Below are 15,638 nucleotides of genomic sequence, written 5' to 3'. Positions count from 1 at the left end.
CAGCGCGTGCATCAATTCGCCAAGAACATCAACCGCAACGTCTTTGAAGTAGCGGATCGCCTGTGGGTAAAGATCGCCCTCGACCCAGAGGAAGAAAAACTACGTATTCCAGGTTAGGCGCGGTTTAACAACTCAAAAAAGAGCAACATAACGTCAGCCTGAAGAACAAGGCGACGGAAAACTTATCACAGATAAAACGTCAGGTAAAGCCACGAAAACACTTCAAAGTCAGTAATTTTGTGCCCACTTCGCCGGCACAACCCGCCTGGCCTGCAACCGCTTGGACATTCCGGGCCTGAACGCGCAAAATTCACCTGAGCCTCGCATGCGAGCACCCGTCACAACCTCTCAATGCTTCATTGATCTCCGAATTCCTAAGGCAAACAACTCAACACCATGGCGCAATACATCTACACCATGAATCGGGTCGGCAAGGTGGTGCCGCCCAAACGCGTAATCCTGCGCGACATCTCGCTATCGTTTTTTCCTGGCGCCAAGATTGGCGTGCTGGGCCTCAACGGCGCCGGCAAATCCTCGCTACTGCGCATCATGGCGGGTCTCGATACCGACATCGAAGGCGAGGCGCGACCGCAGCCCGGCATCAAGGTCGGCTTTCTGTCCCAGGAACCGCAGCTCGATCCGGCCAAGGACGTGCGCGGCAATGTCGAGGAAGCGGTCGCCCCCATTAAGCAGGCACTGGAGCGGCTCGATGCCGTCTATGCCGCCTATGCCGAGGAAGACGCCGACTTCGATGCCCTGGCCAAGGAGCAGGCGGCGCTGGAAGATCTGGTGCAGGCCACCGATGGGCACAATCTGGATCGCACTCTGGAAGTCGCCGCCGATGCGCTGCGCCTGCCACCCTGGGAGGCCGATGTGACCAAGCTCTCCGGTGGTGAGCGCCGCCGCGTGGCGCTGTGTCAGCTGTTGCTGTCTAAGCCTGACATGCTGCTGCTTGATGAGCCCACCAACCATCTGGATGCCGAATCCATCGCCTGGCTGGAGCGCTTCCTGCACGAGTATTCCGGCACTGTGGTCGCTGTTACCCATGATCGTTACTTCCTGGATAATGTCGCCGGCTGGATCCTGGAACTCGACCGCGGCCACGGTATTCCTTGGGAGGGCAATTATTCCTCCTGGCTGGAGCAGAAGGAAAAACGCCTGGAGATCGAACAGAAGCAGGAAGCCGCGCGCATCAAGGCCATGAAGCAGGAGCTGGAATGGGTGCGCACCAACCCCAAGGGACGTCAGGCCAAAAGCAAGGCGCGCCTGGCGCGCTTCGATGAGCTGCAATCGCAGGAATTCCAGACCCGCAACGAGACCAATGAGATCTATATCCCGCCCGGCCCGCGCCTGGGCGATCTGGTCATTGAGGCCCAGGGGCTGAGCAAAGCCTATGGCGAGCGACTGTTGTATGAAAACCTGTCGTTTAACCTGCCCAAGGGCGGCATTGTCGGGGTCATCGGCCCCAATGGTGCCGGTAAGACCACGCTGTTTCGCATTCTCACCGGCCAGGAAGAGGCTGACGCTGGCGAGCTACGCGTGGGCGAGACGGTCGAGATTGCCTATGTGGATCAGAGCCGCGACGCCCTGGATGACAACAAAACCGTGTGGGAAGACATCTCCGACGGCTCGGATACCATCATCGTCGGGCGCTTCGAGATGCCCTCACGCGCCTATGTCAGCCGCTTTAACTTCAAGGGCGCGGATCAGCAAAAGCGCATCGGCGATCTCTCCGGCGGCGAGCGCAACCGGGTGCATCTGGCCAAGCTGCTGAAAAGCGGTGGCAACCTGCTGCTGCTCGACGAGCCGACCAATGATCTGGATGTCGAAACCCTGCGCGCGCTTGAAGAAGCCCTGCTGACCTTCCCCGGCTGCGCGGTGGTCATCAGCCATGATCGCTGGTTCCTGGACCGCATCGCCACCCATATTCTGGCCTTTGAAGGCGACTCGCAGGTGACCTGGTTCGAGGGCAATTACGCCGACTACGAGGCTGATCGCCACCGCCGCCTGGGCGATGCAGCGGATCAGCCGCACCGGATCAAATATCGACCCCTGCATGGTTAAACCCAGACTGCCCGAGCGACCATGAGCGAGATACGTCAATTCCTCCAACACGCCACCCAACTAATGCAGCGGGTCGAAGCTCTGCTGCCGGCGCCTCCCGAGGCGCCGGATTTCACCGCCCACAGCTTCCGCTGGCGTGGCGATGGACGCGACGGCCAGCTTGAGGCGGTGCGCCGCCCGCATCGGCTGGCGCTGGATGATCTGCTGTGCATTGAGCACCAGCGCCGCGTCATCGAGCACAACACCCGGCAATTTCTCGCCGGGCGCACCGCAAACAATGTGCTACTGTGGGGCTCGCGCGGCACCGGCAAATCCTCCCTGATCAAAGCCATTTTCACTGCCTACGCCGAGCAGGGACTGCGGCTGATCGAAATCGACAAGGACGATTTGGTCGCGCTGCCCTATCTGATTGAGGCCATCGACGGACGCGAGGAGCGCTTTATCCTCTACTGCGACGACCTGTCCTTCGAGGCCTCCGAGTCCAGCTACAAGACGCTCAAAGCGGTGCTCGATGGCTCCATCAGCGCCGCGCCGGACAATGTGTTGATCTATGCCACCTCCAACCGCCGCCATCTACTGCCGGAGTTTCAACACGAGAATCAGGACGCGCGCATGATCGACGGCGAAATCCATCTTGGCGACAGCAGCGAGGAGAAAATCTCCCTGTCCGATCGCTTCGGCCTCTGGCTGTCCTTTTATCCCTTCAGTCAGGAGCAGTATCTGCGCGTGGTGCACCACTGGCTCGCGCGTCTCAGTGAATCCCAGGGGAGCACCGCACCGCTGGCCGAGGCCGAAACCATTGAGCGCGAAGCCCTGCAATGGGCACTCACGCGCGGCTCACGCAGCGGCCGCACCGCCTGGCAGTTCGCACGCGACTGGGCCGGACGCCTGCACAACGCCTGAGTAGTCGTTCAGCGCCCCTCAAACCCTAAACAAGGAAGCGTGTATTCGTGACATTTGCAACAACCAAGAGGCCGCCACCTCCAACACTTAAGATGCCACCGCGCACGCAAACTACCGATGGATCGCCTCGCTGCGTTGGTATCGAAATCGAATTCGGTGGCCTCACGCTTGAGCAAACGGCCACGTTGCTGGCCGATCACTTCAATGGCAAGCTGTCTGATCCCGGACGCTACGAGACGCTGATCCGAGGCGATCCGGCCGGTGACTGGCGCGTGGAGCTGGATTTTGAGTTGCTTAAGGAACTGGGCCGGCGCGAGCAGCCACCAGACGCCGCAGAGATGCCGCTCGAAACCCTGATCAAAGACGGCGTTGAACAGATGCTGAAATTGATTGCCGAGCCGCTGGTACCAATTGAAATCATCAGCCCACCCCTGCCCCTGTCGCGTCTCAACGAAGTCCAGCAGTTGATTATTCGCCTGCGCGAGGCTGGAGCCACGGGCACAGGTGAGAACCCCATCCACGCCTTTGGCTTGCAGCTCAACCCGCAACCCCCGGCACTAGATACCCCCAGCTTACTAGGCTTGTTTCAAGCCTATCTGTGTCTGGCTGACTGGCTGCGCAAGCGCGCCGACATTGATCTGACCCGCCGCCTGACCCAGTTCGCCGAACCTTTTCCCAGAGCCTATGTGTGCCAGGTGCTGGCACCCGACTACCAGCCTGACCAAGATCAGCTGATTGATGACTATCTGCGCGCTAACCCGACCCGCAATCGCGAACTCGACCTGTTGCCCCTGTTTGCGCATCTCGACGCCCCGCGCGTGCAGCAACAGATCGACGACCCGCGCGTCAAGGCGCGTCCAACCTTTCACTACCGCCTGCCCAACAGCGAAATCGACCAGCCCGACTGGGGTCTGCACCTGGCCTGGAACGACTGGGTGGAAGTCGAATCCCTTGCTGCCGACCCTGAGCGCCTTAGCACCATGCGCACCGCCTATTTGGCCCACCTGGAGCAACCGCTGAGTCGCTTACTCAGCCCGGGAGCCGAGGACTGGGCACAGAAATCCGCACACTGGCTGACTGACCAAGCACTGGCCAATAACTGACCCATGGCTGATCATCAATTACGCCCCCTGATTGGCATCACCGGCCCCCAGCGCGGTGCGCGCATGCCCCGGCTGCTGGTAGCCCTGGGCCTGTGGCTGGCGGGTGGTCGCTCACAACAGCTCTATCCCAGCGACAGCCAGGCCGCCCTGGCCTCACTTGATGGGCTGGTGGTCACTGGTGGCCATGATGTTGACCCGGTGCTCTATGCCGCCGCCCCCGAGGTGACACCCAAGATCGACCGCGAACGCGACCGTTTTGAGTCGGCGGCCATTGACCAGTTGCTCGCCCGCCAGCGCCCCCTGCTCGGCATCTGTCGCGGCGCCCAGTTGCTCAACATTCGCCGCGGCGGCAGCCTGTTTCAGGAGTTGCGCTCCAGGCGCCAGCACACCTCCAATCGCTGGACCATCTTGCCACTCAAAACCCTGCGGGTCGCCGCCGACAGCAAGCGACTCGCCCACTTTGTTGGCTGCGCGCGCTGCCGGATCAACAGCCTGCACAACCAAGGCATCGACCGACTCGGCACCGGTCTGCGCATTGCCGGGCGGGATCTTGATGACATCGTACAGGCGGTGGAAGACCCGGAAGCCGCCTATGTACTCGGCGTGCAGTGGCATCCGGAGTTTTTGCTCTACCTGCGTCGTCAACGGCAACTGTTTCGAGATCTTGTAGCTGCCGCCCGCGCCACCGCAAGCTAAACCGCTCCGCTCGAATGGACGCCTATCTGGGCCTGTTCGCAGTCTCCTTCCTGGCCGCCACCCTGCTGCCGGCGTACTCCGAGGTGGTTCTGGCCGGACTGCTGACGGCTGGCTACGCGCCTTGGGCACTCTGGGCCTGGGCCACTGTCGGCAACACCCTGGGCGCCGCGCTCAACTGGGCCATCGGACGCTGGCTGCTGGGGTATCAGAACCGGCGCTGGTTTCCCTTTCGTGCCAATACCCTGGGTCCTGCGCAACGCTGGTTCCAGCGCTGGGGTCAGTGGTCATTGCTACTCGCCTGGATGCCGGTTGGCGGTGACGCGCTCACCTTCATTGCCGGCTTTATGCGGGTGCGCTTTTTACCCTTCCTGCTGCTCACCGCCACCGGCAAGGGGCTGCGCTATGCCATGCTGCTTGGTCTGATCGAGTTCGCGCGCCAACTGTGGCCAGCACCTGCGCCCCTCTCGCAGTCAGCGCTGACTGCCCCCACTTACTCCAGCATCGCAGCAAACCCGACTGACAGGATGCCCCCATGAAACACAGTCCTTTTCTGCCCGAGTTTGAACAACTCCCGGAGGTTGTGCCGGTTTTTCCGCTTGCCGGCGTCGTGGTTCTGCCCGGCGTGCAACTTCCGCTGAATATTTTCGAGCCACGCTATCTGAGCCTGGTGCGCCACGCCCTCGCCAATCAACACATTATTGGCATGGTGCAGCCCCAGGCGGCCCCCGACAGTGATCACGACAGCCATGCTGAGACCATGCATCGCATCGGTTGCGCCGGGCGCATCACCTCCTACAGCGAAACCCAGGATGGGCGCATTGTGTTGGTGCTGACTGGCTTTTGTCGCTTTCGGGTGCTGGAGGAGATCCAACCCCTGAATGGCTTTCGGCGCGTTCAGGTGTCCTGGGATGAATTTGCCGGCGACTACAATACTGAGCCCCCCAAGCTAGCAGATCGCGAGCTGTTCCTGGGCTCGCTGCGCAGTTTCTGCACCCGGCGCCAGGTGGATATTCCCTGGGAGGACATCGCGAAAATGGCCGACGATGACCTGATCAATCTGCTTTGCACCCATCTGCCACTCGACGCCAGCGACAAGCAGGCGCTGATCGAAACCGTCGCCCTGCAGGAACGTGCCACGCTGATGCGCGGCCTGATGGACATGTCCGCGCTGGCCAGTGGCGACGGTGCCGTCATGCGGCATTAACCGGCCAACAGCGACCTGCACGACGGCAGGCGCTTGAAATTCATCCCCACCACCGTTATTGGTTAAGGCAACGTTTTTAAATTAAGCTTAAATTATGCTCCGGGAGTAAGACCATGGCAGTAACACTGACGGAGGCCGCCGCACGGCATATTGCAGGCATGATCGACCAACGCGGGCACGGGTTGGGCATTCGCATTGGCACAAAAAAGAGCGGATGCACCGGCTTTGCCTATGAAGTGGATTATGCCGATCAGATCGACGCCCAGGATCAGGTCTTCGAGAGTCAGGGCCTCAAGGTCGTGGTGGATGCTACCAGCTTGGCCCGCATTGATGGCACCGAGGTGGACTTCGTAAAATCCAGCCTCCTGAACGAAGGCTTTGAATTTCGTAACCCCAACGTCAAGGATGCCTGCGGTTGCGGCGAATCCTTTAGTGTGTGAAGCCGTGCGCGCCCATCAACCCCGTATCAACCCGTCTCATTATCAGAGCAGCTCCGTGATCGCATCAGCACTATGACCATGGCCAACGAGCAAATCGCCGAGATCATCGACACCTTCGAGTTACTAGGCGACTGGGATCAGCGTTATCAATATCTCATTGAGATTGGCGAGCGGCTGCCACCCATGGATGCCACCGCCAAAACCGACGCCAATCAAGTCAAGGAGTGCATGAGCACTGTGCACGTCATGGCCCAGCCATCCAACACTGGCACCGGACTGGATTATCAGGGCGACTGTGACACCGCCATCATTAAAGGCGTAGTCGCGCTGCTAGTGGGACTGTTTAGTGGCAAAACCGCCGCTGAGATTGCCACGTTGGACGTGGATCAGCTCTTTGCCGGCCTCCAGCTGGAAGAACATCTCAGCCCCAGCCGCCACGTCGGCGTTTATGCGATTGTCAACAAAATGCAAGGGCAAGCCAAGGCTTTCGCCTAAGCGACCGCGCCAAGCAGTCCAGCCTCATCATCCCGGCTCAACCGCTTGTTAAGCGAAGCCGGCGAACCTTGGGCGCACTCCCCGTGCGCCATCTCCCATTGCCGAACTTCACTTCGATCTATGTGGACTGATTATGAATTTCAGACTGTTCCTAAAAGCCTGAACAAAATTGCTTATGCAGCTTTTAGGCACTTCGCTCTCCGTTGATAACACCCTTGCGAGCGAGCAACTGGAGTCCTGGTTGAGCAGTCCCAACCGAACGGCCGGTCAACACCGGCAACATGGCGGTTTCAGCCGTCGAAACCCAGCTTAAGCCGTAAAAATTGCCTCGGCGTTCATCCTGAACAGAGAACAACTTTGCGATTCGACTTCGATCTCGACTATGGAACGCGAAACTTCGCGCTTGTAGATAACCTAATCTACTGTAGGAAACTTGGATGAAAAACGAAGAAAAAATCAAAAACTGTTTTTTGCTTCTTTGCGTTGCTTGCTTGCTATTTTTGCTGCTGCCACTGTCCGCTCTCGCAGAAAGTACCGAAACAAACGAGACCAGCACTGAAAGTGCCACAGCGAAGGCCGAAACAAGTCCCGAACTGGAAGGCGCGACCCTGGCCTTCGACCCTGCCGCCATTGGATTAGCCGGATTGCCCCAGCCGATGCGCTCGGCAGAGAATTTCCAGGCCGCCGTCAATGCGATCAATTCCCGACTGACCGAGCTGGAAAGCACCCTTGAACAGGCGCAGACCGCAGCAGCAGCCGCAGCAGCAGCCGCAGCGGCCGAAGACCTGGACACTCAGGACTCTGGGGCTACATCAGAATCTAAGTCAGAGCCTGAGCCTGAGCCTGAACCAGGATCAGGATCAGACTCTGACGCCACAGCCAAGGCGATCACCAGTCAAATCGAGCTTCTGCGCCAATTGCGCATTGCCGTGCAACGCCGCGCCACCCTGGCCGAACGCCTGGAAACCATTGGCAAGGAGCTTGCCCAGCAGCGGTCACAGCTCGAGACCATCCAGCAAGACGGCGTTGCACTGGAGCCGCCGTTCTCCATCTCGCAGCTTGACCAGCAACAGGCCGAACTGAGCCTGAAGCAGGCTGTGGAAGACGTTGCCGAGACCCGGCTGGAAACCGCCTCGCAACGTCAAGCAACGCTGGAGAAGGCTGTCGCCAGCGCTGTGCGTGAGCGTCGCGCCGCGCGCGATCAACTAGCCGAAGCCACCGAGGATGAAGGCCGGCCGGAAACCGAGCGCGCCGCGCTGGCACAGACCCTGGAGCTGGCGCGACTGCGCGAACTGCTCGCGCGCCAGCAGCTCAGCGCCGGTGAAGCTGCGGTGGCGCTGGCACGTCAGGAAGATGACCAGGCCGAAGCCGAGCAGGAAGTGCTGAAGGCGCGCCTGGCCTTTCTCGAAACGCGCGCAGAACTGTCGCCGGAGATGCTTGAGCAGCATCTTGCGAAACTGGCCAAGACCGAGGCTGAGATGCGCAAGCAGATCGAGGCGCTGCAGCGCCAGGGTGATCAGGCCGAATCCGCGCTCTACGAAGCCCAGCGTCGTTTGACGACCGCCGCCGAGGATGCCAACCAGGCGGCTCTGGAAGCCTGGGTAACCGCGCGCCAGGCCCAACTGGATGCGGCACGCTTCGGTGTTGATTTCCTGACCTCGGCCATCGCTGATCTCGGTCAGATGCGCCAGCTGTGGCAGACACGCTTCGATATAATGCATCAACCGGACTCCATTGATGGTCCGGAACGACTGCGCGAGATCCTCGCAGCCACCAAACAGGCGCGCGCTGAGAAGGACGATATTGAAAGCCGTCTCAACGCCCTGCGAACAAGTCAGCTAACGCAGTCGCGCACCCTGCGCGACCCGGCGCTGGACGAGCAGGCGCGCGCGGCGCTGCTGGTGCGTGGCGCGGCGCAAGAAGCAGCCGAGCGGCATGGACGCGAGCTGCTGGAGACTAAAGACGCCCTAATTGTGCTGCTGGCGGGCATGCGCCATCAACTTGAAGCGCAATTGGAAAATCAGACGCTTAGCCTGCAAATGCTCCAGGCCCAGGAGGCGCTGACAGGCTGGTGGGACGCCGAGCTGATCGTGATCAACGATCAGAGTATTCGCGCCCGTGAACTGGTCACGGCTTTGATGATGTTCGTCCTAGTGCTGATCGTGGTTTCCCTGATCCGCCAAGGCGCACGCCGGGCACTGCAGCGACGCAAGGCCAAGTCGTCCACCACCTCCGTCGCAGCCGGCGACCTGCGCCTGGCACTGTCGGCCATCGCCGGCAATACCAGCCAGATCTTCGTGATGGTGGCCGCCTTTTATGTCGCCATGGTGTTTTCCGGACTGGGCGGCTCGACGGTGAAGGATTGGCTGTGGACCGCGCTGATAATCGCCTTCTATGCCCAACTGGGCCTGTGGGCCAACGCCGCCATGGCCGACTACTTCAACCGCAAGCGCACCCGCCAGGAAATGCGCGATCCATCCACGGTCACCGGCTATGGCGTGCTGATGGTGTTTGTGCGAGTCGGCATCTGGATCACGGTCGTGGTATCGCTGCTGGCCTACTTCCAGTATCCCATTGCCGGTCTGCTTGGCGCGCTCGGTGTCGGCAGTATCGCGGTCGGTTTCGCCTTGCAGAACATCCTCGGTGATGTGTTCAGCTCCATGGCGATCATTCTTGATAAGCCGTTTCGGGTCGGGGACTTCATCAAGGCCGGCGACACTGTCGGCACCATCGAGCTGATCGGGGTCAAAACCACCCGCATTCGCAGCCTGTCCGGCGAGCAGGTGGTACTGTCCAACAGCGACCTGCTCAACAGCCGCATTCACAACTTCAAGCAGTTCCGCGAGCGGCGCATCGCCTTCAGCATTGGCGTGGTCTATCAGACGCCACGCGAGTTGCTGGAACGTATCCCCCGGATGCTGCGTGAGGCGGTTGAGGAGCAACCACAAACGCGCTTTGATCGCGCGCATTTCTTCGCCTTTGGTGCCTTCTCGCTGAACTTCGAGATTGTCTACTATGTAATCAGTCCCGACTACACCATTTACATGGATATTCAGCAGGGCATCAACCTCGGTATTCACCGCCGCTTTGAGGAAGCCGGTGTTGAGTTTGCTTATCCGACCCAGGAGCTGATTCTGCACCATGCGTCCACACCAGCCGTGACGGACGCAATCGAACCTGCGCCCGCGCATGGGGCCGGTTGATCGCGCCTCGCCTTATGCGGATTCCCGCTGTCCGGGGTGGCGCGCACCGGCCCCAAGGGTTTCAGCATGATCCGCTGTTGCTGCTTGCTGTCGCCATTCTGGCGCTGTGGCTGTTAGCGTCGCTCAGTGCACCCTGGATGGGGCTACAGCCAAATCAAATCGATCTGCCGCGCATTCTGGCACCACCGAATGCGCAGCTGTGGCTGGGAGCGGATGATCTCGGGCGGCCGGTATTGGACCGGGTGCTGATGGGCGCCGGTACCGCACTGGCGGTTGGGCTGGGCGTGGTGCTGGTGTCGGCGATTGGCGGTGCCCTGATCGGGGGCTTTGCGGCGCTGGGCGGCGGGCTGTGGGATCGGCTGATGGTGCGGCTGATCGATGTCTTTCTGGCATTTCCGGGCATTTTACTGGCGATTGCGCTGGCGGGAATTCTGGGGCCGGGACTGGGCAATCTGGTCATCGCCTTGGCGGCGGTCGGTTGGGTTGGCTATGCGCGCCTGGCACGAGCGCAGGTGTTATCGCTGCGCTCGCGCGAGCATGTGCTGGCGGCTCGCGCCTTGGGTGTGGGGAGCGGGCGCATTCTGCTGCGTCATCTACTGCCACTGGCGGCAGCACCGCTGATGGTAGAGGCCACCTTTGGCATGGCGGCCGCCGTGATCTCCGAGGCCGGGCTGTCATTTCTGGGCCTTGGCGTACAGCCCCCGGATGCGTCCTGGGGCAGTATGATTCGCGATGGAGTGGGGGTGCTGCTGGTGGCGCCGCATCTGGTGCTGGCGCCGGGTATAGCGCTGCTGCTGGTGGTGCTGGCGGTGAATCGCGTGGGCGATGCCTGGCGCGATTATCTTGACGTACGCAGCCGGGCGGATTGAAGCCACTGGCAGCGACAACCCGCCATCCATTGACCGCAAGAGCCATTGACTAACACGAGGGAAAGCTGTGATGTCCACAGGTATTGGGCCGGTAATGCTGGATCTAGAAGCCGAAACGCTAAGCGGCGAGGAATGCGAGCTGCTGGATCATCCGGCCGTCGGCGGGGTAATTTTGTTTTCCCGCAACTATCAGGATCCGGCACAGTTGCGGGCGCTAACCGCCTCGATTCGCGCCGCCAGGACGCGGCCGCTGCTGATCGCAGTCGACCAGGAGGGCGGGCGCGTGCAGCGGTTTCGCGACGGCTTTACGCGCTTTCCGCCGCTGCGCACCCTGGGCCAACTCTATGCCAGTGACCCTGATGCGGCGCGCCAGGCGGCTGGCGATCTGGCCTGGCTGCTGGCCACTGAATTGCTTGAGGCCGGATTGGACTTTAGCTTTGCGCCCGTGCTGGACCTGGATTATGGACTCAGCACTGTGATTGGAGATCGCGCCTTTGCCACCGAGGCCGCGACTGTGGCGGAGCTGGCCAGCGCCTGGATTGCAGGTACTCAAGCGGCTGGCATGATTAGCTGCGGCAAACATTTTCCCGGCCATGGTGGCGTGGTAGAAGATTCACATGCGGAATTCCCGGTGGATCGCCGCTCGTTGAAGACACTGCGCGAGCAGGATCTGGCTCCCTTTAAGGCGCTGATCGCCGCCGGCCTGGAGGCGGTGATGCCAGCGCATGTGGTCTATCCGGCGGTCGATACGCAGCCAGCCGGGTTTTCCACCGCCTGGCTGCAACAAGTCCTGCGCACCGAGCTGGGCTTTCAGGGAGTGATTTTTAGCGATGATCTCAGCATGACAGCCGCCGAAGTGGCGGGCAGTTATCCGGACCGCGCGCGCGTAGCGCTGGCGGCCGGCTGCGACATGGTGATCCTGTGCAATAACCGGCCGGCGGCGGTGGCGGTTGTCGATGCCCTGGCAGATTTTGATGACCCGGCCAGTGCTGCACGTCTGCTGCGACTGCCAGCGCGCCAGGCACAGGCGACCAGCGCATCCACGTTGCGCCATGCACGGGCGCAGGAAGCCCTGGCGCGACTGCGCTCGGTTGCTGAGTGACTTCAGCGCCCCACAGCCTTAACGGAGAAAATTGATGAATAAAATGTCTCTTGAAGCCTATCAGGGCGTAGCGGAGCGCGCCGAGTGCCTGGTCGATCAGCCAGGGGTGGAGGCGGCCTTCGACCGCATGGCGGAGTCCCTGCATGCGCGTCTGGCAACGCTCGATCCCATTGTGCTGAGCGTCATGACCGGTGGTGTAGTCACCGCCGGGCTGCTGCTGCCACGCTTGCACTTTCCGTTGCGCCTGAGCTACGCGCATGCGACTCGCTACCGTGAGGGGACGCGGGGTGGCACCCTGGAGTGGAAATACCGTCCGGCGGACATTGTGCGTGGCGAACATGTTCTGGTGGTCGATGACATCTTTGATGAAGGTGTCACTCTGCATGAAATTGTCAAGGCTTGCCATGAAGACGGTGCATGCTCGGTTACCAGCGCAGTGCTGGTTGAAAAGTTGCGCGAGCGTGCCTGCGAATATCGCCCCGATGTGGTTGGTTTAACCACGCCAGACCGCTATCTCATGGGCTATGGACTGGACTACAAAAGCTATTTTCGCAATGCTAATGGCATCTATGCTGCAGCTGATCAGGACATTTGAGCGTTGCGGCAGGAAATGTAGAAAAAGATAATATAATTAAGCACTTTTTGACATTTCCATAGCTTTGTATTACTCATGACAAAGAGGGTGCCAAGGCGACCAACCCCGGGTGCATTTTACACTCAGACTGGCACCACGCCCAGCCCCGTGCTGGCAACAACGACCGATAACAACATTGGTAACACAACAGATGGAGGAGCCACATGGAAACATTAACCGGATACCGTGACAGTCACTCGGACCTGCGCCTGATGATCGACGATCTGCGGCTGTTGCTGCAGCCCGAGCAGCTGAAGATACGCCCAAATGCCAAGACGGCCTATCAATTGCTGTGCGAACTGGCCACCAAGGTGAAAGCCCACCTAGCCGAAGAGGATCAACGCCTGTACCCCAGCTTGCTGACACATGAAGACCCGCGCATCAAATCCATCGCTTGGGGGTTCATCAGTGGTGAGAAGCCGCTGCGGCGTTCGTTTGACGAGTATCATCGCAAGTGGCTGAAAGATTGCGATTTCAACTTCACGCCGGAATTTCTCCAGGAAACCCATGAGATTTTCGACATGGTCGCCTGCCGGATTGACCGCGAAGAGCAGGTGTTGCTGCCCAAGCTGATTGAGATTGGCATGTTCTCGGAGCATCCCTCCGAGCATTATTCGGACCAGCACGTCTAGCCTCGAAGACTGAGGATCCATTGCAGGGCGCCGATCAGACACGATCAGCGCCCTGCATCCAGTCTGAGACCATCAAATCCGGCCTTTTTAAGGCGGACATCACACTCAACGGTCCTACTGACCCACCAAATGCGCAAGTTGGGCGCGCATCCCACATCTCCAGTAAAATCACCCCCATCGACGTAACCGATGACTTGAGGGATTTAGCATGGCACGCCTGGCGGTGATTGGCGGTTCTGGTTTTTCTACGCTGCCCGGCCTGGAGGTCGAGCGGCGCGAGCCGGTTAAAACAGCGTATGGCGAGACTTCGGCGCCGCTAACCTGGGGGCGACTGGACGGCTGTCCGCTGCTGTTCCTGCCGCGTCACGGCGATGCCCATGGTATCCCACCGCATCGCATCAACTATCGCGCCAATATCCGCGCCCTGGCCGATGCCGGGGCCAAGGCCGTCATTGGCCTGGGCGCTGTCGGTGGCATTGCTGCGGACTGCCAGCCTGGGGTGCTGTGCGTGCCGGATCAGCTCATCGACTACACCTCAGCGCGCCTGGGCAGTTTCTATCAGGGCGAAGCCAGTGACCCGCCACTTGACCACATTGACTTTACTGAACCCTACTGCGCCGACTTGCGCACCGAACTGCTGGCCAGCGCCGTACAGGCGCAGCTGCCCTTGCGGGCTCAGGGTTGCTATGGCGCCACCCAGGGACCGCGTCTGGAAACGGCGGCGGAAATCCGCCGCATGGAACGCGACGGCTGCGATCTGGTCGGAATGACCGGCATGCCCGAGGCAGCGCTGGCGCGGGAACTGGACCTGTGCTATGCCGCCCTGTGCTTTGTGGTCAATCCGGCCCCCGGGTGCGGAGAGGGACCGGTGACCATGGCTGAGATCAACGCTAATCTTAGCCTCTGCTCAGCGACGGTTGAGCGCTTGCTGCAAACCCTAACCCGGCAGCGCAGGTTGCGCGATCAGGCGACAACCCCTTAATGTCCGCTATCATCATCCACTTGTTTGGCTGATGTCCCCAAGCCGGTTATCTGCCAAACCCATTGTCTGATCAACCCCATTGTTTCTCTACTGAGTTGTTTCTCTGTGATCTGTTGTGATCTATTGTCTTTGCTAAGCGCCCACATTTTCCCTTACCCCTGCAAACAGGAGTAGAACCCATGTCCGAGAACGCATCCGCAACCCCTAGTAAGCCGGTCCCTCCTGCCAAGCCGCCCAAAGTCTGGCCCAAGTTGCTGCTCTGGAGCCTGGTGCTCGCCTTTGGTTTTCTGTATCTACGCTCGCTCGATTATTCGGGGAAAGACTATCCCCAGGCCGAGGCACCCAAGCCAGCTGCGCCGCCACAGCTCGCTGCGCCACCACAGCCAGCCGCGCCGCCAGCGCCCGCACAACTGCAACCGGCCACAGTGCCCCAGCCCGCGCCGGTCGAACAAACTGCAGCCAGTGCGCCCGCGCCCGCGCCCACTGGCCAGGCTCCGGCTCAGCCGCCCCAGCCGGCATCGACGGCCGCCAGTGCGGAGGCCAAGCTGGACGTCACCAAGACCACCGAATCGACCAAGGCCACCAAATCGGAAGCCCTTGCCCAGCGCGGCGTAGCTACTCCCGAGCCACAGCAACCCCCGGTACACTCCCAACCGGACGCGGCGGCGGCATCGGCACCGCTTCAGCCGCACTATCCGCAGCCGCCGACATACGGCTATGCACCGCGCCCTGCTCAGCCGGCCCAACCCGCTCAGGCACCTGGCGCCACCTATCAGAATCAATACGCAGATTACATGCGCCAGCAACGCGAAGCCTATGAAGCGGCACGCAAACGCTGGGAGGAAACTTACGGGCAATATCCTCAAAGCCAATATCCGCAGCAGGGCCAGTATCCACAAAGACCGGGTTACGGCGGTTATCCCGGCTACTATCCGCCAAACCCCTATCAGGGCGGTCGTTAAACGACTGAACCCCAGTGTGCCGCCTGTTCAACAGGCGGCCGTACAACCCGCAGCGACTGATCAACCCCTGTTTGATCAGCCGCTGTTGTATGCAGGAGTGCTGCGGTTCCCGGCTACAACGCCGCCCAGATCACAGCAATTCCCGCCGAAAAAATTTTCGGCGTAACAACAGCAGGTTGGCCCAGGCTCAAAAAAAGTTTTTCGTAAACTTTTGGCGCTGATTCGGTAGACTGGCCGGCATCGTTCAATGTCAGATTGCGAGGGTGGTGCTGATGAGCACGCCGTTTTGCCGCAAGCATCTCAGCATTGAGGGGCTGCTCAAAGAAGCGCATCAGGTGTTTCGTCGAAT

17 protein-coding genes are annotated in these 15,638 nt (G+C 60.5%); 15 read left to right on the top strand and 2 right to left on the bottom strand.

From position 1 onward, the window contains the following. The first annotated feature begins 396 nt into the window (after positions 1 to 396). From ettA to CKO36_RS16305, 8 genes are all read left to right on the top strand, one after another. Positions 397 to 2,064 carry an energy-dependent translational throttle protein EttA gene (gene ettA / locus CKO36_RS16340; RefSeq protein WP_200285736.1) on the top strand — a complete coding sequence of 556 codons (1,668 nt, stop codon included), beginning with the start codon at positions 397 to 399 and terminating at the stop codon, positions 2,062 to 2,064. 21 nt (positions 2,065 to 2,085) lie between these two features. Beyond that, positions 2,086 to 2,967: an ATP-binding protein gene (locus tag CKO36_RS16335; RefSeq protein WP_200285734.1), complete on the top strand. Its 882-nt coding sequence runs from the start codon at positions 2,086 to 2,088 to the stop codon at positions 2,965 to 2,967. 47 nt (positions 2,968 to 3,014) lie between these two features. After that, positions 3,015 to 4,070 (top strand): amidoligase family protein, encoded by a 1,056-nt coding sequence (locus tag CKO36_RS16330; protein ID WP_338053508.1) that lies wholly within the window; start codon positions 3,015 to 3,017, stop codon positions 4,068 to 4,070. Between the two features lie 3 nt (positions 4,071 to 4,073). Further along, positions 4,074 to 4,766, top strand: a complete 693-nt coding sequence (locus tag CKO36_RS16325; RefSeq protein ID WP_200285732.1) for a gamma-glutamyl-gamma-aminobutyrate hydrolase family protein — start codon at positions 4,074 to 4,076, stop codon at positions 4,764 to 4,766. Positions 4,767 to 4,780: 14 nt separating this feature from the next. Beyond that, positions 4,781 to 5,302, top strand: coding sequence for a VTT domain-containing protein (locus tag CKO36_RS16320; RefSeq protein WP_200285731.1), 522 nt, complete (start codon positions 4,781 to 4,783; stop codon positions 5,300 to 5,302). Then, positions 5,299 to 5,970, top strand: a complete 672-nt coding sequence (locus CKO36_RS16315) for an LON peptidase substrate-binding domain-containing protein (RefSeq protein WP_200285729.1) — start codon at positions 5,299 to 5,301, stop codon at positions 5,968 to 5,970. Before CKO36_RS16320 ends, CKO36_RS16315 begins: the two co-directional genes overlap by 4 nt. 113 nt (positions 5,971 to 6,083) lie before the next feature. Beyond that, positions 6,084 to 6,410 carry a HesB/IscA family protein gene (locus tag CKO36_RS16310; RefSeq protein WP_200285727.1) on the top strand — a complete coding sequence of 109 codons (327 nt, stop codon included), beginning with the start codon at positions 6,084 to 6,086 and terminating at the stop codon, positions 6,408 to 6,410. A gap of 78 nt (positions 6,411 to 6,488) precedes the next feature. Further along, positions 6,489 to 6,905, top strand: coding sequence for a SufE family protein (locus CKO36_RS16305; RefSeq protein WP_200285725.1), 417 nt, complete (start codon positions 6,489 to 6,491; stop codon positions 6,903 to 6,905). A 184-nt stretch (positions 6,906 to 7,089) separates the two neighbouring features. Here CKO36_RS16305 and CKO36_RS19915 read toward each other — a convergent pair whose 3' ends face one another. After that, the gene (locus tag CKO36_RS19915) at positions 7,090 to 7,596 is read right to left on the bottom strand and encodes a hypothetical protein (RefSeq protein ID WP_242469676.1); all 507 of its coding nucleotides are present in this window, start codon (positions 7,594 to 7,596) and stop codon (positions 7,090 to 7,092) included. Here CKO36_RS19915 and CKO36_RS16295 point away from each other — a divergent pair. From CKO36_RS16295 to CKO36_RS16265, 7 genes are all read left to right on the top strand, one after another. Next, a complete protein-coding gene (locus tag CKO36_RS16295) occupies positions 7,562 to 10,108 on the top strand; it encodes a mechanosensitive ion channel domain-containing protein (protein WP_242469675.1) in 2,547 nt (848 codons plus the stop codon). The genes CKO36_RS19915 and CKO36_RS16295 overlap by 35 nt on opposite strands. Positions 10,109 to 10,185: 77 nt before the next feature. Beyond that, on the top strand, positions 10,186 to 10,977 hold the full coding sequence (locus tag CKO36_RS16290) for an ABC transporter permease (RefSeq protein ID WP_200285722.1): 792 nt from the start codon (positions 10,186 to 10,188) through the stop codon (positions 10,975 to 10,977). A 70-nt stretch (positions 10,978 to 11,047) separates the two neighbouring features. After that, the gene (gene nagZ, locus CKO36_RS16285) at positions 11,048 to 12,079 is read left to right on the top strand and encodes a beta-N-acetylhexosaminidase (protein ID WP_200285720.1); all 1,032 of its coding nucleotides are present in this window, start codon (positions 11,048 to 11,050) and stop codon (positions 12,077 to 12,079) included. A 34-nt stretch (positions 12,080 to 12,113) separates the two neighbouring features. Further along, positions 12,114 to 12,674, top strand: a complete 561-nt coding sequence (locus CKO36_RS16280; RefSeq protein WP_200285718.1) for a hypoxanthine-guanine phosphoribosyltransferase — start codon at positions 12,114 to 12,116, stop codon at positions 12,672 to 12,674. A 203-nt stretch (positions 12,675 to 12,877) separates the two neighbouring features. Beyond that, positions 12,878 to 13,345 (top strand): hemerythrin domain-containing protein, encoded by a 468-nt coding sequence (locus CKO36_RS16275; protein ID WP_200285716.1) that lies wholly within the window; start codon positions 12,878 to 12,880, stop codon positions 13,343 to 13,345. A gap of 208 nt (positions 13,346 to 13,553) precedes the next feature. Then, complete coding sequence (locus CKO36_RS16270; RefSeq protein WP_200285708.1) at positions 13,554 to 14,327, top strand: S-methyl-5'-thioinosine phosphorylase; 774 nt, start codon at positions 13,554 to 13,556, stop codon at positions 14,325 to 14,327. A 179-nt stretch (positions 14,328 to 14,506) separates the two neighbouring features. Then, a complete protein-coding gene (locus tag CKO36_RS16265) occupies positions 14,507 to 15,289 on the top strand; it encodes a hypothetical protein (RefSeq protein ID WP_200285706.1) in 783 nt (260 codons plus the stop codon). A gap of 113 nt (positions 15,290 to 15,402) precedes the next feature. Here CKO36_RS16265 and CKO36_RS16260 read toward each other — a convergent pair. Then, the coding region (locus CKO36_RS16260) for a hypothetical protein (protein WP_207161496.1) at positions 15,403 to 15,638 on the bottom strand (236 nt) is incomplete at its 5' end.

Origin of the sequence: Rhabdochromatium marinum (assembly GCF_016583795.1) — a bacterium.
GTDB classification, from domain to species: Bacteria; Pseudomonadota; Gammaproteobacteria; order Chromatiales; family Chromatiaceae; genus Rhabdochromatium; species Rhabdochromatium marinum.
Note: the sequence above shows the minus strand (reverse complement) of the source record. Positions and strands in the feature narration are given on the sequence as shown.